The sequence below is a fragment of the Streptomyces sp. B15 genome (genome assembly GCF_018070605.1).
Classification (GTDB): Bacteria; Actinomycetota; Actinomycetes; order Streptomycetales; family Streptomycetaceae; genus Streptomyces; species Streptomyces smyrnaeus.
This window is the reverse complement of the sequence record NZ_JAGPXJ010000028.1, coordinates 1-20,664: the sequence shown is the minus strand read 5'-3', so window position 1 is coordinate 20,664 and position 20,664 is coordinate 1. Positions and strand designations below refer to the sequence as shown.

General features: G+C 69.1%; 16 protein-coding genes. 7 read left to right on the top strand and 9 right to left on the bottom strand.

Annotated elements, in window-relative coordinates:
• Positions 1-104 precede the first annotated feature (104 nt).
• The 9 genes from KBY19_RS15270 to KBY19_RS15230 form a co-directional block, all read right to left on the bottom strand.
• Entirely contained in the window at positions 105-1,028 is a 924-nt protein-coding gene (locus KBY19_RS15270; protein WP_099883833.1) for an ABC transporter permease, read from the bottom strand.
• Between the two features lie 6 nt (positions 1,029-1,034).
• Positions 1,035-2,681, bottom strand: coding sequence for an ABC transporter substrate-binding protein (locus KBY19_RS15265; RefSeq protein WP_099883831.1), 1,647 nt, complete (start codon positions 2,679-2,681; stop codon positions 1,035-1,037).
• Positions 2,682-2,816: 135 nt separating this feature from the next.
• Complete coding sequence (locus KBY19_RS15260; RefSeq protein WP_185018053.1) at positions 2,817-3,872, bottom strand: ABC transporter ATP-binding protein; 1,056 nt, start codon at positions 3,870-3,872, stop codon at positions 2,817-2,819.
• Positions 3,865-4,896, bottom strand: a complete 1,032-nt coding sequence (locus tag KBY19_RS15255) for an ABC transporter ATP-binding protein (protein ID WP_099883827.1) — start codon at positions 4,894-4,896, stop codon at positions 3,865-3,867. The genes KBY19_RS15260 and KBY19_RS15255 overlap by 8 nt, the downstream gene beginning before the upstream one ends.
• Entirely contained in the window at positions 4,859-5,803 is a 945-nt protein-coding gene (locus KBY19_RS15250) for an ABC transporter permease (protein WP_099883825.1), read from the bottom strand. The genes KBY19_RS15255 and KBY19_RS15250 overlap by 38 nt, the downstream gene beginning before the upstream one ends.
• On the bottom strand, positions 5,796-6,725 hold the full coding sequence (locus KBY19_RS15245) for an ABC transporter permease (protein WP_099883823.1): 930 nt from the start codon (positions 6,723-6,725) through the stop codon (positions 5,796-5,798). The genes KBY19_RS15250 and KBY19_RS15245 overlap by 8 nt, the downstream gene beginning before the upstream one ends.
• 50 nt (positions 6,726-6,775) lie before the next feature.
• On the bottom strand, positions 6,776-8,386 hold the full coding sequence (locus tag KBY19_RS15240; protein WP_210965964.1) for an ABC transporter substrate-binding protein: 1,611 nt from the start codon (positions 8,384-8,386) through the stop codon (positions 6,776-6,778).
• Between the two features lie 458 nt (positions 8,387-8,844).
• Entirely contained in the window at positions 8,845-10,716 is a 1,872-nt protein-coding gene (gene typA / locus KBY19_RS15235; protein WP_099883819.1) for a translational GTPase TypA, read from the bottom strand.
• A 202-nt stretch (positions 10,717-10,918) separates the two neighbouring features.
• On the bottom strand, positions 10,919-13,198 hold the full coding sequence (locus KBY19_RS15230) for an ABC transporter family substrate-binding protein (RefSeq protein WP_247691010.1): 2,280 nt from the start codon (positions 13,196-13,198) through the stop codon (positions 10,919-10,921).
• Between the two features lie 445 nt (positions 13,199-13,643).
• Here KBY19_RS15230 and KBY19_RS15225 point away from each other — a divergent pair, with 445 nt between their 5' ends.
• The 7 genes from KBY19_RS15225 to KBY19_RS15195 form a co-directional block, all read left to right on the top strand.
• Entirely contained in the window at positions 13,644-14,252 is a 609-nt protein-coding gene (locus KBY19_RS15225) for a Uma2 family endonuclease (RefSeq protein ID WP_210965962.1), read from the top strand.
• A gap of 126 nt (positions 14,253-14,378) precedes the next feature.
• Entirely contained in the window at positions 14,379-14,666 is a 288-nt protein-coding gene (locus tag KBY19_RS15220) for a hypothetical protein (protein WP_099883813.1), read from the top strand.
• An 81-nt stretch (positions 14,667-14,747) separates the two neighbouring features.
• The gene (locus KBY19_RS15215; protein ID WP_099883811.1) at positions 14,748-15,599 is read left to right on the top strand and encodes a hypothetical protein; all 852 of its coding nucleotides are present in this window, start codon (positions 14,748-14,750) and stop codon (positions 15,597-15,599) included.
• A 16-nt stretch (positions 15,600-15,615) separates the two neighbouring features.
• Positions 15,616-17,583 (top strand): fumarate reductase/succinate dehydrogenase flavoprotein subunit, encoded by a 1,968-nt coding sequence (locus KBY19_RS15210; protein ID WP_185018048.1) that lies wholly within the window; start codon positions 15,616-15,618, stop codon positions 17,581-17,583.
• Positions 17,584-17,624: 41 nt separating this feature from the next.
• On the top strand, positions 17,625-18,440 hold the full coding sequence (locus KBY19_RS15205) for a succinate dehydrogenase/fumarate reductase iron-sulfur subunit (protein WP_099886761.1): 816 nt from the start codon (positions 17,625-17,627) through the stop codon (positions 18,438-18,440).
• Positions 18,441-18,604: 164 nt separating this feature from the next.
• Positions 18,605-20,038, top strand: a complete 1,434-nt coding sequence (locus tag KBY19_RS15200) for a histidine kinase (protein ID WP_307842652.1) — start codon at positions 18,605-18,607, stop codon at positions 20,036-20,038.
• A gap of 13 nt (positions 20,039-20,051) precedes the next feature.
• Positions 20,052-20,664, top strand: a 613-nt coding sequence (locus KBY19_RS15195; protein WP_210965961.1) for a response regulator transcription factor, incomplete at its 3' end; no start/stop codon positions are given.

Below are 20,664 nucleotides of genomic sequence, written 5' to 3'. Positions count from 1 at the left end.
CCGCCGGGTGCGTACTGATCGGGCGGTCGCCCACTGCTCGGCACCGCCGGCCCCGTGGGCGGGAGCGTGACGCGCCGTCGGCGGCGTCCGGGCGGGGTGGTGGGTTACACATAGCGAATCCTCGGGTCAAGCACCGCGTACAACAGGTCGACGAGCAGGTTCGCGAGGAGGAAGACGATGACGAGGATGGTCACGAACCCGACCACGGTCGGCGAGTTCTGCCGGACGATGCCCTGCCACAGCTGGAAGCCGACGCCCTGGATGTTGAAGATCCGCTCGGTCACCAGCGCGCCCGCCATCAGATTGCCGACGTCGGTACCCAGAAAGGTGACGACGGGAATCAGCGAGTTGCGCAGCAGATGCCGCACGGTCACCCGCCGCCGCGACAGCCCTTTGGCGATGGCGGTCCGTACGTAGTCGGCGCGGGAGTTCTCCGCGATCGAGGTGCGGGTCAGCCGGGTGACGTAGGCGAGCGAGACGAGGGCGAGGACGAGGCCGGGCAGCAACAGCTCCCCCACCGGCGCGGCGGGCGAGACGGCGGGGGCGATCCACCCCCATTTCACCCCGAGCAGATACTGGGCGAGGCTGCCGGTCACGAACGTCGGTACGGAGATGACGACGAGAGTCATCATCAGTACCCCGGAGTCGACCGGGCGCCCGCGTCGCAGCCCGGTGACCACACCCAGCACGATGCCGATGACGATCTCGATGACGATGGCGATCAGGGCCAGACGAATGGTGATGGGGAAGGCGGTCGCCATCAGTTCGGTGACCGGCCGGCCGTTGAAGGCGTTGCCGAAGTCACCGGTGAAGATCTTTCCCATGTAGAGCCCGTACTGCTGCCAGATGGGCTTGTCGAGGTTGAATTCCTCGCGCAGTTGCTGGGCGGTCGCCGGGTCGGGGGCCCGCTCCCCGAACAGCGCGTTGACCGGGTCCCCGACGGCGTACACCATCACGAAGATGAGGAAGGTCGTCCCGATGAAGACCGGGATCATCTGGAGCAGTCGTCTGATGACGTAGCGCCCCACTGCGGCTCACTTGACCTTGATGTCGGTGAAGACCGGAACGGAGAAGGGGTTGAGTTTGACGTTGCTGACGCGGCTGGAGTATCCGGCGTTCCCGTTCTGGTACCACAGCGGAATGGCCGGGAAGACGTCGAGGATGCGCTTCTCCGCCTGCTGGAAGAGGTCGACGGCGGACTTCTCGTCGGCTGCGGCGTTCGCCTTGTCGATGAGCTTGTCGACCTGGGGGTCGGAGAAGCCGGAGTCGTTGGAGGAGGCGTCCGTGTAGTAGATGGGCTGGAGGAAGTTCTGGATGAGCGGATAGTCCATCTGCCAGCCCGTCCGGAACATTCCCGTCAGCTTCCTGTCGGTGATGTCGGAGCGGAACTCACCGAAGGTCGGCACCGGGTTGATGCTGCAGGCGTTGTTCCTGCCGAGCGTCCGGTTGATGCTGTTGCAGACCGCCTCCATCCACTGCCGGTGGGAGCCGGTGTCCACGTTGGAGGTCAGGGTGATCTTCCCACCTGGCAGGCCGCCGCCCTGCTTGATGAGCTTCTTGGCGCCCTCGGGGTCGTACTCGCACGCGTCGCCGCACAGTCCGGGCTTGTAGCCGCCGGCGGTCTTGAGCACCGGCGAGGTGAGGTCGGTCGCCGGCTCGCGGGTGCCGTGGTAGATCTTGTCGGTCACCTGCTTGCGATTGATCGCCTTGGACAGTCCGCGGCGCACCAAAGCGGCCTTCTTGCTCTGCCACTTCTTGTCGTACATCGGGAAGGAGATGGTCTGGGTGATGCCTGCGGGCTGGTTGATGTAGCGCCCGTTCAGATCCCGCTCGGCATTCTTGAGCTGCCCGGCGGGCAGTTCGTCGACGACGTCCAGATTGCCGGCCTGCAGATCGGTGTAGCCGGTGTTCTGGTCGGTGTAGACCTTCAGCTCGACGCCCTTGTTCCGGGGCTTGTCCTTCCCGGTGTAGTACTTGTTCCGGGACAGCTTCATCGACTGTCCCTTGGTGTACGAGTCCACCTTGTACGGGCCGTTTCCGACGGGCTTCTTCAGCCAGCCGTCGTGGTCGGTGAAGAACGACTTCGGCAGCGGCGCGTAGGCGCTGTAGCCGAGCGTCTGCGGCCAGAGGGAGAACTTCTGGTTGAGCTTCACCGTGAAGGTGCGGTCGTCCCGCACCTTGAGTCCGGACAGCTTTTCGGCCTTGGGCTTCCCCTTCTCCGGGTGGACTTCCTCATAGCCCTCGATGTACTGGAAGAAGTAGGAGTTGATCTGCTTGTTGGTGACCAGCGCCCCGTAGTTCCAGGCATCCACGAAGGAGTCGGCCGTCACGGGCGTCCCGTCGGAGAACTTCCAGCCCTTCTTCAGCTTGATGGTGAAGTTGCGCTGGTCGTCGGTGGTGATGGACTCGGCGACGGCGTTCTGCGCCTCACCCGTGGTGGGGTCGTACTTCTTCAGGCCCCGGGAGATCATGTCGAGGACCTTGCCGCCCTGCACCTCGTTGGTGTTGGCCGGCTCGACCGGATGCTGCGGATCGGTCCAGAACGCGCGTACGACCCCGTCCTGCGCGCCGCCCCCGCTGCTGCTGTTGGCGCCGCCGCCGCAGGCCGTCGCCAACAGTGCGACCGCCCCGGCGGCGACGAGCGCCCGCCTGGTCATGGTGGTGCGGGTGGCTCCACGCATGGGTGCCTCCTGGGTGCGCCGTGGGTCCGAGTACGCCTCGAACCCACATAACACCTTTTGACACCATATGCCTGGCTGCCTTGCCCGCCGTGGAACGGGCCGGAACCCGTTTGGGGGACACCGGCCGCGGCGGCGTCAGGCCGCGACCACCGCCGCGTCCTCCTTGGCGAAGTGACAGGCCGACGGATGCGCGGCGCCCGAGTCGGAGCCCTCGTACAGCGAGGGCACGGCCAGCAGCGGCACCTCGTCGGCACAGCGCTGCTCGGCCTTCCAGCAGCGGGTGCGGAACCGGCAGCCCGAGGGCGGGTTGGCCGGTGAGGGTACATCGCCTTCCAGCACGATGCGCTCCCGCCTGCCCTCCGCCTCCGGGTCGGGTACCGGGACGGCCGACAGCAGCGCCTGGGTGTAGGGGTGGGTGGGGTGCTCGTAGATCTGCTCGTCGGTGCCGATCTCGGCCATCTTGCCGAGGTACATCACCCCGACGCGGTCGGAGATGTGGCGGACGATGGACAGGTCGTGGGCGATGAACATGTAGGAGAGCCCGAACTCGTCCTGCAGCCGCTCCATCAGATTGACCACCTGTGCCTGCACCGAGACATCCAGCGCCGAGACCGGCTCGTCCGCCACGATGATCTCCGGGCGCAACGCCAGCCCCCGCGCGATACCGATCCGCTGCCGCTGCCCACCACTGAACTGATGCGGATACCGGTTGATGTACTCCGGATTCAGCCCCACCACATCCAGCAGCTCCTGCACCCTGCGCCGCCGATCCCCCTTCGGCGCCACCTCCGGATGAATATCGAACGGCTCCCCCACGATGTCACCCACCGTCATCCGCGGATTGAGCGACGTGTACGGATCCTGGAACACCATCTGAATGTTCCGCCGCACCGCCTTCAAAGCACGCCCCGACAGCTTGGTGATGTCCTCACCCTTGTAGCGGATGGTGCCGGAGGTCGGCTGCTCCAGGTTCATCAGCAGCTTGGCGACCGTGGATTTGCCGCAGCCGGACTCCCCGACGATGCCCAGCGTCTCACCCGGGTACAGATCGAAGGAGATGCCGTCGACGGCCTTGACCGCTCCGACCTGCCGCTTGAAGAGGATGCCCTGCGTCAGCGGGAAGTGCTTGGCCAGATCCCGCACCTCCAGGATCGACTCCCGACGTTCGCCCTGCTCAGGCCGCTCAGCCATCGATCGTCTCCTTCCAGAAGTGGCACGCGCTGCCGCGCTTCTCGTCGACCTCGGCGAGCGGGGGCAGATCGGTTCGGCAGATGTCCCGCGCCACCGGGCAGCGCGGGTGGAAGGCGCAGCCGTCGGGCACCTTGGCCATGTTGGGCGGCAGGCCCTGGATCGCGTACAGCTCCCGGCCCTTCTGGTCCAGGCGCGGGATCGAGTCGAGCAGGCCCTTGGTGTACGGATGCGCCGGAGCCCGGTACAACTCCTTGACCGGGGCGGTCTCCACGATCCGGCCCGCGTACATCACCGCGATCTTGTCGGCCACATCCGCGACCACCCCCAGATCATGCGTGATCAGGATCAGCCCCATGTTGAACTCACGCTGCAGATCGGCCAGCAACTCCATCACCTGCGCCTGCACCGTGACATCCAACGCCGTCGTCGGCTCATCCGCGATGATCAGATCCGGCTCCAACGCCAACGCCATCGCAATCATGATCCGCTGCCGCATACCACCACTGAACTGATGCGGATAGTCGTTCACCCGGGCCTTGGCCGCGGGGATCTTCACCCGGTCCATCAGCTCGACCGCCTTGGCCTTGGCCTCCTTGCGGCCCAGGCCCTGGTGGACCCGGAACATCTCGGCCAGCTGATAGCCCACCGTCAGCACCGGATTGAGCGACGAGAGCGCATCCTGGAAGATCATCGCGATCCGGGCGCCGCGGATCCTGCGCCGCTCCTCCTTGGACATGGTGAGCATGTCCTCGCCGTGGAAGAGGATCTCGCCCTTGGGGATGCGGCCGGGCGGCATGTCGAGGATGCCCATCACCGCCTGGGCGGTCACCGACTTCCCGGAGCCGGACTCGCCGAGCACCGCGAGCGTCTCGCCCGCCTCGACGCTGTAGTTGACACCGTTGACGGCCTTGACGACACCGTCCCGGGTCTGGAAGTCGACGTGCAGATCACGCACTTCGAGCAGGGTCATGTTGGACGCGCCTCCCTCAACGGCTCTTCGGATCGAGGGCGTTGCGGACCGCATCGCCGAGCATGATGAACGCCAGCACGGTGAGGGACACCATGACGGCTGGGGATATGAGAATGTGCGGCGCCGTACGCAGCGCGTCCTTGCCGGTGTCGACGTCGACACCCCAGGAGACGGCCGGCGCGGCCAGGCCGATGCCCAGGTAGGAGAGGGTCGCCTCGGCGGCGATGTAGCCGCCGAGCGCGGTGGTGGCGACGACCACGACAGGGGCCAGCGCGTTGGGCACGATGTGCCGGAACATGATCCGCATGGTGCTCGCGCCCAGCGACTTCGCCGCGTGCACGAAGTCGCTCTGCTTGACGGTGATGACGGCGCCCCGGGCCACCCGGGCGATCTGGGTCCAGCCCAGGAAGAGCAGGGCCGCGCTGACGACCCACACGTTCCGGTCGGTGAACGTGGTCAGCACCACCATGGAGCCCAGCAGGAACGGAATGCCCTGGAACATGTCGGTGATCCGGGACAGCACGCTGTCCAGCCAGCCGCCGAAGTATCCGGCCACCATGCCGACGATGCCGCCGCAGAGGGTCACCGACAGGGTCACCAGGAGGCCGACGGTCACCGAGGCACGTGCGCCGTAGACCATCCGGGCCCACACCGAGCGGCCCTGGGTGTCGTAGCCGAACCAGTCGGGGGCGAAGAAGTGCCCGTAGTGGGGGTCGCCCTGGTAGTGGTTGGCCAGGTCGGCGTCGTTGGGCGAGGCGGAGGTGAACAGGCTGGGGAAGGCGACCATCGCCAGCAGCAGCACGATCAGCACGGCGGAGACGACGAACAGCGGGTTGCGCCGCAGGTCGTGCCAGGCGTCCGACCACAGGCTCCGGCCCTTGGCCGGCTTCTCGCCCTTGCCCGCGGGGGCGGGGTCGGGAGCGGTGGGCAGCTTCGCGGCCGTGTCCAGGGTCTCAGTCATAACGGATCCTCGGGTCCAGGACCGCGTAAAGCAGGTCGACGAGCAGGCTTGCGACGAGGTAGACGATGACGATCAGCGTGGCGATGCCGACCACCGTGGATCCCTCACGCCGGTTGAGCGCCTCGAAGATGGCGTTGCCGACACCGTGCACGTTGAAGATGCCTTCGGTGACGACGGCGCCCGCCATCAGGGAGCCGATGTCGGTACCGAGGAAGGTGACCACCGGTATCAGGGAGTTGCGCAGCAGGTGCACACCGACCACCCGGCGCCGGGGCAGCCCCTTGGCGATCGCCGTACGGATGTAGTCGGCGCGCAGGTTCTCGGCCACCGAGGTGCGGGTGAGCCGGGTGACGTAGGCCAGGGAGAGCGCGGCCAGCACGATCGCCGGCAACAGCAGCTGCCCCAGGTCCCGGGAGTTCTGCACGGTGGGGGTGACCCAGCCGAGCTGGAAGGCGAACAGGTACTGGAAGAGGAAACCGAGCACGAAGCTGGGGACCGAGATCAGCAGCAGGGTGAAGACGAGCACGATCCGGTCGAGCGCCTTGTCGGCGCGCAGTCCGGAGACCAGGCCGAGCAGGATGCCCGCGACGACGGTGAAGACGAAGGCGAAGAGCGTGAGCCGGATGGTCACGGGGAACGCCTGCTCGATCACGTCGAACACCGGCCGCTGGCTGGCTATCTGGGTGCCGAAGTCCCCCTGGAAGAGCCCGGTGAGGTAGTTCCAGTACTGGTGCCATAGGGGCAGATCCAGTCCGAGCTGGTGCTTGATGGCCGCGATCTGCGCCGGGTCGGGCGCCTTCTCGCCGTACAGCGCCCGCACCGGGTCGCCCGGCAGCGCGTACATCATGCAGAAGATCAGCAGAGTCGACCCGATGAAGACCGGGATCATCTGGAGCAGTCGCCGCGCGACATAGCGCCCCATAGTGCCTCCGTAACGGAAAAGGAGATCAGGCGACAGCCGGTGCCGTACTGCTACTTGACGGTGATGTCGGTCAGGAGGACGTTGCCGTCGAAGCCGACCTTCACGTCGTCGATGTTCTCGCTGTGCACGATGTTGGCCGCGTAGTCCCACAGCGGGATGGCCGGCATCTTCTTCAGCAGTTCCTTCTCCGCCGCCTGGTAGTCCTTGATGGACTCGTCCAGGGACTCGGCGTGGTCACCCTTGTCGAAGAGCTCGTCGACCTTCTTGTCGGAGAACCGGCCGTAGTTGGTGGAGGCGCCGGTCTTGTACAGGTCCTGCATGAAGTTGATGTTCAGCGGGTAGTCCGCGAGCCAGCCGCCCCGGTACATGCCCTTGACCTTGTTGGCCTGGCGGCCCTCCAGGTCCGTCTGGAAGTCGGGCTTGGAGTCACCGACGCAGGTGACGCCGGTGGCCTTCTTGATGCTGTTGCAGACCGCGGTCACCCACTCCTTGTGCCCGCCGTCGGCGTTGTACTGGATCCAGATCTTGTTGCCCGGGACCCCGCCGCCCTCCTTGATGTACTGCTTGGCCTTCTTCGGGTTGTAGGACAGCACCTCGGTGTCGAGCTTCTGGTAGCCCTTGACCTGCGGCGGGGTGAAACCCTTGGAGGGGATGCGGGTGCCCTGCAGGACCGTCTTGGTGATCGTCTTGCGGTCGATGGCCATCGACAGGCCCTGGATCACCTTGGGGTCGACGTCCTTGAACGGCTTGGAGTAGAAGGCCGGGACGATGCTCTGGGTGCCGGCGTAGGGCACGTCCAGGGCGCGGTCACCGAAGTCGGCCTTGCGCTTGGGCAGGTCCTTGGGGCCGACGCCGTCAACCATGTCCAGGTTGCCGGAGAGGGCGTCCTGGTAGGCGGACTCCAGCTTGGAGTAGTTCTTGAACTGGATGCCCTTGTTCTTGGCCTTGTTCGGGCCCTTGTAGCTGCTGACGGCCTTGACCTGGATCAGCTTGTTGTGGGTCCACTTCTGGAACTCGTAGGGCCCGTTGCCGACCGGCTTCTGGCCGAAGCCCTTGGGGTCCTTGTAGAAGGACTCGGGCAGCGGGGTGAAGGTCTTGTAGCCCAGCTTGTACTCGAAGTACGGGACCGGCTTGGACAGCTCGATGGTGAAGGTGTGGTCGTCGACGACCTTCAGCCCCTCCATCTCGTCCTTCTTCGGCTCGCCCTTCTCCGGGTGGACGTCCTGGTAGCCCTTGATGTCGTCGAACCAGTAGCTGTTGGCCTGCTTGTTCTTGACGTTGGCCATCCAGTTCCAGGCCTTGACGTAGGACTCGGCGGTCACGTCGGTGCCGTCGTGGAACTTCCAGCCCTTCTTGAGCTTGACCGTCCAGGTCTTGTTGTCCTTGGAGTCGACCGACTCGGCGTTCATGTCGGTCAGTCCGCCCTTGGCGTCGTAGCCGACGAGCCCGGTGAACAGCGCGTCGATGACGTAGCCGCCGAACTTCTCGTTCGTGTTGGACGGCAGGAGCGGGTGCTGCGGCTCGCCGTTGAACATCGAGACGTACCCCGCGGGCTTGCCGGCGGCCGAGCCGCCGTCGCCGCCCGACCCGCCGCAGGCCGTCGCCGCCAGGGCGACGGCCGCCGCGAGAGCGGACCACTTCATCGTCTTCGCGCCACGCATGGGCCCGTCCTCCTCAGAGTTTTCGCCAAGAGAAAAGGGGCGGTGCCAGGACCGGCAGCCTGCCGACCCCGCAACAACGCCCCCACGCTCGCTGAGTCGGCGCCCATTTGACGGTGCGTGACCCTTTAACCCGAGCTCGATGGCTTCACTATCCGCCCTCGCACCCCTGTTGAACCAGGGTCAACCGGTTTCATTTTGATTACACGTACAACTTCTTTTCCGTTATTCGGAGACCAACACCGAACAAACACCTGCAAAACAGACAGTGGATGCGGGCTACTGCTCTCTTTCCGGACACCGAGGAGGCGTCAAGACGTCGACAGACAGGACACGGAACGCAGGAAGGGGCCCCATCCTGGCGGATGGGACCCCTTCCTGAACTTCTCCGCGCCGTTACGGAGCGCGACCGACCGGATGAGAAGACGGCCGACGCCCGGCCGCGTCCGACCGACGCCCGGCTAGCGCTTGGCGCGTGCCGCCGCGCGGGCCCGCTCCTTCATGTCGAGGTTGACCTTCCGGATGCGTACCGTCTCCGGCGTCACCTCGATGCACTCGTCCTCGCGGCAGAACTCCAGCGCCTGCTCCAAGGAGAGCTTCCGCGGCGGCACCAGGTTCTCGGTGGTGTCCGCGGAGGCGGCCCGCATGTTGGTGAGCTTCTTCTCCTTGGTGATGTTGACGTCCATGTCGTCGGAGCGGGAGTTCTCCCCGACGATCATGCCCTCGTACACCTCGGTGCCCGGCTCGATGAAGATGACGCCCCGCTCCTGCAGGTTCATCATCGCGAACGGGGTCGCGGTCCCGGAGCGGTCCGCCACCAGCGAACCGCTGCGCCGCGTCCGCAGCTCACCGAACCACGGCTCGTGGCCCTCGAAGATCGAGTGCGCGATACCGGTGCCGCGGGTCTCGGTCAGGAACTCCGTACGGAAGCCGATCAGCCCGCGCGAGGGGACGAGCCACTCCATGCGCACCCAGCCGGAGCCGTGGTTGGTCATGGTCTCCATCCGGCCCTTGCGGCCGGCCATGAGCTGGGTGATGGCGCCCAGATGCTCCTCGGGGGCGTCGATCGTCATACGTTCGACCGGCTCGTGCAGCTTGCCGTCGATCTCCCGGGTGACGACCTCCGGCTTGCCCACGGTCAGCTCGAAGCCCTCGCGGCGCATCGTCTCCACCAGGATGGCCAGGGCCAGCTCGCCGCGGCCCTGCACCTCCCAGGTGTCGGGACGCTCGGTGGGCAGCACCCGCAGCGAGACGTTGCCGATCAGCTCGCGGTCCAGCCGGTCCTTGACCAGCCGCGCCGTGACCTTGTGGCCCTTGCCGCCCTTGCCCACCAGCGGCGAGTTGTTGGTACCGATCGTCATCGAGATGGCCGGCTCGTCAACAGTGATCAACGGCAGCGCGACCGCGTTCTCGGCGTCCGCCAGCGTCTCGCCGATCATGATGTCCGGGATACCCGCGACCGCGCAGATGTCGCCGGGGCCGGCCTCGGCCGCGGGCTTGCGGGTCAGCGCCTCGGTCATCAGCAGCTCGGTGATCCGCACGTTCTGCACGGAGCCGTCCCGCTTCATCCAGGCCACGGTCTGGCCCTTCTTCAGCGAGCCCCCCTTGACGCGCAGCAGCGCGATCCGGCCCAGGAAGTTGTCGGCGTCCAGGTTGGTGACGTGCGCCTGGAGCGGAGCGCCCTCCTCGTAGGTAGGGGCGGGCACCGTCTCCAGCAGGGTGGTGAAGAACGGCTCCAGGCTGTCGCTGTCCGCGGGCACCGCGCCGTCGGCGGGCTGGGTCAGCGAGGCGACACCGTCGCGGGCACAGGCGTAGACGATGGGGAACTCGATCTGCTCCTCGTCCGCGTCCAGGTCCAGGAAGAGGTCGTAGGTCTCGTCCACGACCTCGGAGATCCGGGCGTCGGGGCGGTCCGTCTTGTTGACGCAGAGGATGACGGGGAGCCGCGCCTGGAGCGCCTTGCGGAGCACGAAGCGGGTCTGCGGCAGAGGGCCCTCGGAGGCGTCGACCAGCAGTACGACCGCGTCCACCATCGACAGGCCGCGCTCGACCTCGCCACCGAAGTCGGCGTGACCGGGGGTGTCGATGATGTTGATGGTGACCGGCTCGCCACCGTCCTTGGGGTGGTACTTGACCGCGGTGTTCTTGGCGAGAATGGTGATGCCCTTCTCGCGCTCCAGGTCGTTCGAGTCCATCACCCGGTCGTCGACGGATTCGAGCTGGTGGGCCGCGAAAGCTCCGGCCTGCTTGAGCATGGCGTCGACGAGAGTCGTCTTGCCGTGGTCGACGTGGGCGACGATGGCGACGTTACGGATGTCGTGGCGCGTGGGCACTGAGGGGTGTCTCCCGGGTTGACGGATCGGGCCGCGCTCCCCCGGTTCTCGGCCGGGAGCCCCCGGCCTGTGCGGCCGGGCCGCGCCCCTGACGCCGGGCATGGCTCGCCGCGGCCTCGTCAACCATGGTACGGGCCCCGCCGCGAAGCGCCGGACGGGGCCGCTGTGCGGTCCGCCCGGCGCTCCGCGTGGTCGAAGGCGCTCAGCCCTTGCGGTAGCCCATGTCCTCGTAGACCGGGCCGGTGAACCCGAAGGCCCCCGCATTGGCCAGGCCCCGCTTGGCCGCCACCAGCTGCGGCCGCTGGTAGAGCGGCAGCGAGCCGGCCACGGCCCAAATCCGCCGATCGGCCTTCTCCATCAGCGTCCGGCGCCGCCCCTCGTCCAGCTCGCCCGCCGCCTGCTCGAAGAGCTGGTCGATCCGGTCGGTACCCACCCGGGCGTAGTTCTGCTCGACCAGCAGCGAGCCGTCCGAGGCGGGCTGCGGCTTGGCGAAGATCGGCCGCGCCTCGGTGGCGGGGAACGCCGTCGCGGGCCAGGAGTACAGCGCCAGGTCGTACTCGCCGGTCGCGATGTGGTCCTTGAAGTAGCTGTCGCCCGGCACTTCCTTGATCTGCGTACGGATACCGACCTCGGTCAGCATCCGGGCGATGCGCTTGCCGGTCTCCCGCAGCTGCGCCGAGCCCTTGCCGCCCGGCAGGACGAACCGCAGCGCGAGGGGCTTGCCGTCCTTGCTGCGCACCGCGCTGGCCGGGTCGCCCGCCAGCAGTCGCAGTTCCCGGGCCGTCGCACGCACCTTCTCGGCCGTCTCCAGCGCCGCCTTGGCCCGGCTCAGCTTGCGCTCGGAGCCGGCCTGTCTGGCGGAGGCGAGGCTGGAGTGCGCGGCCTGCGCGAGGATGGAGCCGCGCTGGGCCGTGGCCGAGACGGAGAGGCTCAGCGGCCTGTCGACGACCCGGGCGATCTGGGCGGCGGTCAGCCGGACGACGGACGCCTCGGCCTCGGCGCGGTGCGGCGCACGGCCGCCCGCGTCGGGGGAACCGGCCGCGCCGGGCGGCTCGGCGGGCCCGCCGTCGGCCCGCTTCTCCTTCTCCTTGCCGTCCTCCTCGCCGCGCTCCTTGGACCTGTCCTCGGCCGGGTCCTGCGCGTGGGCGTGGGCGTGGGCATCCTGGGCACGCTTGTCGGCTCCCGTCCCGCCGAGGCCACCGGTCTTCCAGCCCGCGTCGGCCAGCAGGGACTGCGCGGAGTCGAGGTCCGCGCTGCCGAAGGCGCCGCTGTTGTCCCGGTAGCCGTCCTGGTTGGCCATCCGCAGATGGCTGCCGAGCGGATCATCCGGCAGACCGGTGCCCGCGAGCGCCTTCTCGGCCAGCTCGTCCCGGTCGATGGCGCGGGCCACCGCGCGGCGCACCCGCTCGTCGGCCAGGGGGCCGCTCGCGCCGTTGAGGGAGAGCTGGGTGTAGGCGGGGTCCAGCGCCCGGCGCACCTCGTACTTGCCCAGCTGCCGCGCGGCGGAGGCGCCGAAGCGCTCGCGGGCCTTCCGCTTGCGTGCCTCGCGCAGCTCGGCCTCGCGCTTGCGGGCCTCCTGCGCGTTCTTGGCGCCCTTGGCCGCGTCGGGGCGCTGGGGACCGCCCAGCCCGTTCGCTGAGCCGATCCGCTCCGCCGTCGCGGCACCGACGTCGGCGACGTCCACCTTCCCCCTGGCCAGCGCCTTGGCCACCTTGTCGCGGGGGACGGCCGTCAGCACGATGCGGTCCAGCTTCGCCCGCTCGCCCCACCAGCGGTGATTGCGCTTGAGGACGGTGCGGGAGCGGTCCTTGTCCGCCTTGACGACCCGGAACGGGCCGGCCACGGCGGGCAGCGAGGTGCGGACGCCGTCGTTGAAGACCTTGGGACTGCTCATGGCCTGCTTCGGATACAACGGCGTGAACAGCGAGCGCCAGTCCGCGTAGGGCTTGCCGAAGACGACCTTGACCTCGTCGGCCCCCTCCCCTTCGGTGACCTTCCGGATGCGGTCGTACCCGGCGTTCCGTGCCGTCCAGTAGGCGTTGTTCTTGCCGCGCAGCGCCTTCCACTGGGCGCGGAAGTCCGCCGCGCTCAGCCGGCGGCCGTCGCTCCAGCGTGCCTTCGGGTTGAGCTTGTAGACGACGGTCTGCCGCGGTTCGGTCTCGGTGACCTCGGCGCCGCGCAGGAAGTCCTCGTCGGCCTGCGGCCGCCCGTGCTTGTCCAGGGTGAACAGCGTGGGGAGAGTGGCCGCCGCGACCCGCTTGGTGGCCTCGGTCGAGTCGGGCTGGAAGACGTTGAAGGTGCTGGGCGCCGCGTCCACCGCCCAGCGCAGGGTGCCGCCGGAGGCGACCCGCGCCCGCTCGGTGGCCCGTACGTCGCCGGCCGCCTCCGCCGATCCGAGCCCGGCTCCGGCCTCGGAGTCCTGCGAGTCCGAGTCGCCGCACGCGGCCAGCGGCAGTGGCAGCAGCACGCCGGTGACGAGCATCGCCACCCAGCGCCGGGTGCAGCGCCGGTTCCGGCAGGGCCGGACGGTCGCGCCACGGCTCGGGGACTCCCCCGGCTGCGGCGGCCTGGGGGGCCTTGGTGATTCGGCTGGGACGGCTCGCATGCTGAAACCTCCGGGGCTGGCCGCGCGCCCGCGTACGTCCACTTTCGGCGGCTTTGGCGGCTCATCACATCTTTTCGCCCCACTGAAGGCGGCCCCACACCCGGGACCGGGCAGACACGTCGTACGGAGCACATCTGACCACCCGTGCGGAGCAGCCCCGCGGCAGGGCACGGGGGCGCACACCCGGGCTCCGCACCGCCGTGACACCCGAACGGGGTAACCAGCGGGGAAACCTCGCACATGGCTGCGGGGAGGACCGCAGGATGCCCCCCGGGGTGTCCGGCCCCGGCGTAATCTGGGAGAGCCAGCGAGAGGACCAACGATGACCGCCGAACCTGTGATGGAGCCGGCGAAGGCCATGGACCCCGTCGACCTGCTGATCGCATTCGAAGAGGCATCCGACGAGCCGATTCGACCGCAGTACATCGAGGGGATGGTCATCGTGCCGCCGCAGCCTGATGACGAGCACAACGACCTGGGGGCGGAGCTGTACTTCCAGTTGCGCTCGGCCGGTTTCCGCCTGGCGGGCTTCGGCAACGGCTACCGGTACGGCCCGAAGGGCGAAGAGACCCGCGCTCTGCTGATCCCGGACTTCTACGTCCGGCACCGCAGGCCCTCCGATGTCGACGAGGCGTACCGCAAAGCGCGCAAGGGCTGGTATCCGGTCGACATGCTGGTACTCGCCGGTGAGGTCACCTCCAGCAACCACGAAGTGGACTCCGGGCCGAAGTACCGGGCCCACGCCGCGGCCGGCGTCCCCGTACATGTGTTGATCCACCGCAAGGAAGACAAGGCGTACGCCTTCTCCGACCCGGTTTCACACGAAGGCGACCCGCGGTACAAGACGACCTCCGAGGTCAAGCTCGGGGACCCGCTGCCCCTGCCCTCCCCCTACCCCGCCCTCGACACCTCCGCGCCGCTCCGCGGCTGAAGGCCGCCGGCAGGTCTCGTACGGGCGGAAAGGCGTGCCGCACCCTTCACAAGCGGGAGTGTGACGCGCAACACTCGCCACGCGCATCGACCACGCCAGCCGCACCACCGCGGAGGTGGGCACGTCATGTCCTTGCACGATGAACTGACAGCCGCTCAGCGTTGTCTGGACGATCTCGCGCGCTGCGTCAGCCGACTGGAGAAGCATGTCGGCAGCGGCCTGGAGATCCGGCGGGTACGCAGCGACACCGAGCATCTGAAGGAATCCCTCGCCCTGCTGGGAGCCACCGCCCCACGACCGAGGGCCGAGCCGCACGCCGAGATGGTGACCATCACCGACCAGCCCTACGACCCGGGCCTGTGGACGGATGTCGACGACGAGGGGCTCGGAGCGCGCGACCGGCACGCACCGTGACTCGTTGGACAGCGAGTCGTTGAAGGCAGGCGCCTGCTGCCGGGCCTGCCCTGACCCCATCCGTCTCATCCGGAGAAACCGTTGGCCACTGGCACCGAACCACAACAGAGCACGGGGCCCCGCCCAGCCGCGGGCCCCCGGCCCACCGGCGTGCACACCAGCACGCGCGCCGCCATCGCCGAACCCCATCTGCGCAAGGACCGCTGGTGGCTCGCGCCCGCCGCGACCGCGCTCGGGCTGCTGGCGTTCGTCGTCTACTCCAGCTGGCGCGCGTTCGCGAACACGGACTACTACCACGCGCCGTATGTGTCACCGTTCTACTCGCCCTGCCTCGCGGACAACTGCGCGACGATGAAGGGCGGGCCCAACTGGGGTCTGTTCGGCGAGTGGTGGGGGCTGTCCCCCGCGCTGCTCATCCTGATCTTCCCGTTGGGCTTCCGGCTCACCTGCTACTACTACCGCAAGGCCTACTACCGCGGCTTCTGGGCCTCTCCCCCGGCCTGCGCGGTGGCCGAGCCGCACAAGAAGTACACCGGCGAGACCCGCTTCCCGCTCATCCTGCAGAACATCCACCGCTACTTCTTCTACGCGGCGATGCTGGTCGCGGTGATCCTCACCTGGGACACCGTGCTCGGCTTCCGCAACGAGGACTACGAGTGGGGCCACATGGGTGTGGGCACCCTGGTCTTCCTCGCCAACATCGTGCTGATCTGGGCGTACACCCTCTCCTGCCACTCCTGCCGGCACATCGTCGGCGGCAGGCTGCGGCACTTCTCCAAGCACCCGGTGCGCTACCGGCTGTGGGGCTGGGTCGGAAAGCTCAACGGGCGGCACATGCTGCTCGCCTGGGCCTCGTTGCTCAGCGTGGCGCTGGCGGACTTCTACGTCTACCTGCTCGCCACCGGCACCATCACCGACCCGCGGCTCTTCTGAGAGGGACTTGAGCGACATGGCACACGTCGAACGTCAGCAGTGGGACGTCGTGATCGTCGGCGCGGGCGGCGCCGGGCTGCGGGCCGCGATCGAAGCACGGGAGCAGGGCCTGCGCACCGCGGTGATCTGCAAGTCCCTCTTCGGCAAGGCCCATACGGTGATGGCCGAGGGCGGCATCGCCGCCAGCATGGGCAACGTCAACGAGGGCGACAACTGGCAGGTGCACTTCCGCGACACCATGCGCGGCGGCAAGTTCCTCAACCAGTGGCGGATGGCCGAACTCCACGCCCGCGAGGCGCCCGAGAGGGTGTGGGAGCTGGAGACCTGGGGCGCGCTGTTCGACCGCACGCCGGACGGGCGGATCTCGCAGCGCAACTTCGGTGGCCACGAGTACCCGCGCCTGGCGCACGTCGGCGACCGTACCGGCCTGGAGCTGATCCGTACGCTCCAGCAGAAGGTCGTCTCGCTGCAGCAGGAGGACTTCAAGGAGAGCGGCGACTACGAGGCCCGCATCAAGGTCTTCCAGGAGTGCACCGTCACCCAGATCTTGAAAGAACCCGGTTCGGAGGGGGAGGACCGGGTGTCCGGTGTCTTCTGCTACGAGCGCGAGAGCGGCCGGTTCTTCGTCATCGAGGCTCCGGCCGTGGTGCTGGCGACCGGTGGCATCGGCAAGTCGTTCAAGGTCACCTCCAACTCCTGGGAGTACACCGGGGACGGGCACGCGCTGGCGCTGCTGGCCGGGGCCTCGCTGATCAACATGGAGTTCGTGCAGTTCCACCCGACGGGGATGGTCTGGCCACCGTCGGTGAAGGGCATCCTGGTCACCGAGTCGGTGCGGGGCGACGGCGGGGTGCTGCGCAACTCCGAGGGCAAGCGGTTCATGTTCGACTACGTCCCGGACGTCTTCAAGGAGAAGTACGCGGAGTCCGAGCAGGAGGCCGACGGCTGGTACGAGGACCCGGACAACAACCGCCGCCCACCCGAGCTGCTGCCCCGCGACGAGGTGGCGCGCGCCATCAACGCCGAGGTCAAGGCGGGGCGGGGCTCCCCGCACGGCGGCGTCTTCCTGGACGTCTCCACCCGGATGTCCGCGGAGACGATCAAACGGCGACTGCCCTCGATGCACCACCAGTTCCGCGAACTGGCCGATGTGGACATCACGGCCGAGCCCATGGAGGTCGGCCCCACCTGCCACTACGTGATGGGCGGTGTGGACGTCGACTCGGACACGGCGGCGGCGCGCGGGGTGCCGGGGCTGTTCGCGGCGGGTGAGGTCGCCGGCGGTATGCACGGCTCCAACCGGCTGGGCGGCAACTCCCTCTCCGACCTGCTGGTCTTCGGCCGCCGGGCGGGGCTGTACGCGGCGGAGTACGCGCGCGGCTGTGCGCGGGAGCGCCCCCGGGTGGCGGACGAGCAGATCGACACGGCGGCGGCCGAGGCACTGCGGCCGTTCGGCGTCGGTCCGGCCCCGGCGGACGAGGAGGCAGCCGAGGAGTCGACCGAGAACCCGTACGCGGTGCACCAGGACCTCCAGCGGGCCATGAACGACCTGGTGGGCATCATCCGCCGCGAGGAGGAGATGTCCGAGGCGCTGGACCGCCTCGCCGAGCTGCGCGAGCGCGCCCGGCGCGCAAAGGTGGAGGGACACCGGCAGTTCAACCCCGGCTGGCACCTCGCCCTGGACCTGCGCAACATGCTGCTGGTCAGCGAGTGTGTGGCCCGCGCCGCGCTGAACCGTACGGAGTCGCGAGGCGGGCACACCCGCGACGACCACCCCGAGATGGACCGCGAGTGGCGGCGCGCCAACCTCGTCTGCACCCTCGCAGCCGAGGGCGCGTCGGGTGCCGAGGCCGAGACGGGCCGCGCGGGGCGGATCGCGCTGCGGCGCCGCGAGATGCCGCCGATCCGCAAGGACCTTCTTGAGCTGTTCGAGAAGGAGGAGTTGATCAAGTACCTGACCGACGAGGAGCTGACGAGCGAGTGACTACCCAAGCGCATCACGGTGCGGGCCCCGGAACCGAGGGGATCGGTGGCGCGGTCAGCGGCGAAGCCCCCGACACGACACGGCCGGAGACGAGTTACGACGCGCACTTCAAGGTCTGGCGCGGCGATGTGGACGGCGGCGGTCTGGAGGACTTCACCGTCGAGGTGAACGAGGGCGAGGTCGTCCTCGACATCATCCACCGCCTCCAGGCGACCCAGGCCCCCGACCTCGCCGTCCGCTGGAACTGCAAGGCGGGCAAGTGCGGCTCGTGCAGCGCGGAGATCAACGGGCGGCCCCGGTTGCTGTGCATGACCCGCATGTCGGTCTTCGACCGGGACGAGACCGTCACGGTGACCCCGCTGCGCGCCTTCCCGGTGGTCAGGGATCTGGTGACCGATGTCGGCTTCAACTACGAGAAGGCCCGCCAGGTGCCGGCCTTCGTGCCGCCGCCGGACCTGGGGCCGGGTGAGTACCGGATGCAGCAGGAGGACGTCGGGCGCTCGCAGGAGTTCCGCAAGTGCATCGAGTGCTTCCTGTGCCAGGACACCTGCCATGTCGTGCGCGACCACGAGGAGAACAAGGCGGCCTTCGCGGGGCCGCGCTTCCTGATGAGGGTCGCCGAACTGGACATGCACCCGCTGGACGCCGCCGAGGACGCGGGCCACGACCGCAAGTCCGCGGCGCAGGACGACCACGGGCTCGGCTACTGCAACATCACCAAGTGCTGCACGGAGGTCTGCCCGGAGAACATCAAGATCACGGACAACGCCCTCATCCCGCTCAAGGAGCGGGCCGCGGACCGCAAGTACGACCCGCTGGTCTGGCTCGGCAACAAGATCCGCCGCCGGACGACATGACGGCGTAAGGACGCGGGGCCGGGCCCCAGGAGAGCCGGCCCGGTGGCGGATCGCCGGTGGCGGATCGCCGGTGGCGGATCGCCGGTGGCCGGTGCCGGGTGGCCGGTGGCTCTACGACTTTCGGCAGTGTCACCGGCCGACGGAGCGCGGCTACCGTCGCCCTTGTGACTGTGACGGATGTACGCGGTCGGACCATCACTCACACCCTCACCGCCGCCGCGGGGGTGGCGGCGCTGCTGGGTGTGCTCGTCGGCCCGTGGTGGATCGCCCTGGCCGCCGGGTGCGCCTTTCTGGCCGGTCGGCGCCCCGGCAGCGCGCTCGTGCCCACCCTGTTCCTGGCCGGGGCCCTCGCCGCGGGCATGACGGCGGCCCTGGCCCGTCCCGCCTGGCTGACACCGGGCACCCGGTTCGTCGCGGTGGCGCTCACCGCGGGGATGCTCTCCTGGTGCGCGGGCCGGTTCTGGCGGCAGTACCAGGAGCTGGCCCGTGCGGGCTGGGAGCGGGCCGAACAGCTGACGCGGGAACGCGAACTGGTCGCCGGGCAGGCCCGGCTGCAGGAGCGGTCCCGCATCGCACAGGACATGCACGACGCCCTCGGCCACGAGCTGAGCCTGCTGGCGCTCTCCGCCGGTGCCCTCAAGCTGGCGAACGGCCTGGCGGCCGAGCATCGCACGGCGGCCGAGGAGATCAGAGGCCGCGCCGAGTCGGCGGTGGACCGGCTCGGGGAAGTCATCGGCGTGCTGCGGGAGACCGCTCAGGAGGCCCCTACCCGTCCGCCGGACACCAGCGTCCGGCAGCTGGTCGAGGACGCGTCGGCCGCCGGTCTTTCCGTCACGGCGCGGATCGAGGGCGAGGCGGACGGCGAGCACGGTCCGCCGCCGCACGCGCTCCGGGCGGCGTACCGCGTCGTCCAGGAGGCCCTGACGAACGTCGCCAAGCACGCGCCGGAGGCCGACGCCACGGTCGCGGTCACCTATGGGGCGGACGGGATTCTGGTGACGGTGGAGAACGGTCCGGGTGCCGGGCCGGACGCCGGGCAGGAGGAGCGCCCCCGCGTCGGCGGGCGCGGGCTGGTCGGGCTCGACGAGCGGGTCCGACTGGCGGGCGGCACCTTCGGCTGCGGGCCGACGCCGGAGGGCGGCTTCGCCGTACGAGCCGCCCTCCCCCGCGCCCGTACCCCCCGGCCGCCGGCCGCCCCCGCCACCGTGTACGCGGGGCCGGCGCTGGAGCAGCGGCACGCCCGCCGCAGGCTGGGCCGCACCGCGCTCGTCGCCGTCACCGCCTGTCTGGCCCTGGGCGCCCTGTTGGGCGGAGCACTGACCTGGTGGGACATCCTGGTGACCGAGCGGGCCGTGCTGCCGGCCGAGGACTTCGACCGGCTGCGGGCCGGGCAGCAGCGGGCACGGATCGCCCCGTACCTGCCCGACGAGCAGACCCGGCACCGGCCCGCCGATGCCCCGCCCCCGCCACAGAGAGCCGGAACGACGTGCGAGTACTACGCGATCACCGCCAACCCCTTCGACGACCGCTCGGGGGACGCCTACCGGATCTGTTTCCGCTCGGACACGCTCGTCTCGGCCGAGGTGCTGCGGGCGTGAGGGGCCGCGGGCGATGACCGCGGCACCGATCCGGGTACTGATCGCCGACGACGAACCGATGGTGCGCACCGGCGTACGCACCATTCTGGCCACGGACCCCGCCATCGAGGTCGTCGCCGAGGCGGGCGACGGGCACGAGGCCGTCGAACTGGCACGCAGACACCGCCCCGACGTGGCCGTGCTCGACATCCGGATGCCCAAGGCCGACGGCATCGAGACGCTTGCCGCACTCGGCCGGACCGTGCCCGGCACCCGCGCGGTGATCCTGACGACGTTCGGCGAGGACGACTACATCCTGCGGGCCCTGAGCGGCGGCGCCGCCGGATTCCTGGTCAAGGCCGGGGAACCGGAGGAACTTCTCGCGGGCGTACGGGCGGTGGCCGACGGCGCCGCCTATCTCTCCCCGAAGGTGGCCGCCCGCGTCGTCGCCCACCTGGCGGCGACCGGCGCCGGATCGGCGGCCGGCCGCCGCGCCTCGGCCCGTGCCCGGACCGAGGCGCTGACCGCCCGCGAGCGGGAGGTCCTCTCCCATCTGGGGGCGGGGCTGTCCAACGCGCAGATCGCGCGCCGCCTACGGGTGGTGGAGGGCACGGTGAAGGCCCACGTCAGCGCCGTCCTGGCGGGGT

What these genes read in the sequence shown, in the direction of transcription:
- KBY19_RS15210 (WP_185018048.1), top strand. Translation starts at nt 15,616, where the DNA reads ATGGCACACGTCGAACGTCAGCAGTGGGACGTCGTGATCGTCGGCGCG.
- KBY19_RS15245 (WP_099883823.1), bottom strand. Translation starts at nt 6,725, where the DNA reads ATGGGGCGCTATGTCGCGCGGCGACTGCTCCAGATGATCCCGGTCTTC.
- KBY19_RS15260 (WP_185018053.1), bottom strand. Translation starts at nt 3,872, where the DNA reads ATGGCTGAGCGGCCTGAGCAGGGCGAACGTCGGGAGTCGATCCTGGAG.
- KBY19_RS15250 (WP_099883825.1), bottom strand. Translation starts at nt 5,803, where the DNA reads ATGACTGAGACCCTGGACACGGCCGCGAAGCTGCCCACCGCTCCCGAC.
- KBY19_RS15265 (WP_099883831.1), bottom strand. Translation starts at nt 2,681, where the DNA reads ATGCGTGGAGCCACCCGCACCACCATGACCAGGCGGGCGCTCGTCGCC.
- KBY19_RS15220 (WP_099883813.1), top strand. Translation starts at nt 14,379, where the DNA reads ATGTCCTTGCACGATGAACTGACAGCCGCTCAGCGTTGTCTGGACGAT.
- KBY19_RS15255 (WP_099883827.1), bottom strand. Translation starts at nt 4,896, where the DNA reads ATGCGGTCCGCAACGCCCTCGATCCGAAGAGCCGTTGAGGGAGGCGCG.
- KBY19_RS15225 (WP_210965962.1), top strand. Translation starts at nt 13,644, where the DNA reads ATGACCGCCGAACCTGTGATGGAGCCGGCGAAGGCCATGGACCCCGTC.
- KBY19_RS15240 (WP_210965964.1), bottom strand. Translation starts at nt 8,386, where the DNA reads ATGCGTGGCGCGAAGACGATGAAGTGGTCCGCTCTCGCGGCGGCCGTC.
- KBY19_RS15230 (WP_247691010.1), bottom strand. Translation starts at nt 13,198, where the DNA reads ATGCTCGTCACCGGCGTGCTGCTGCCACTGCCGCTGGCCGCGTGCGGC.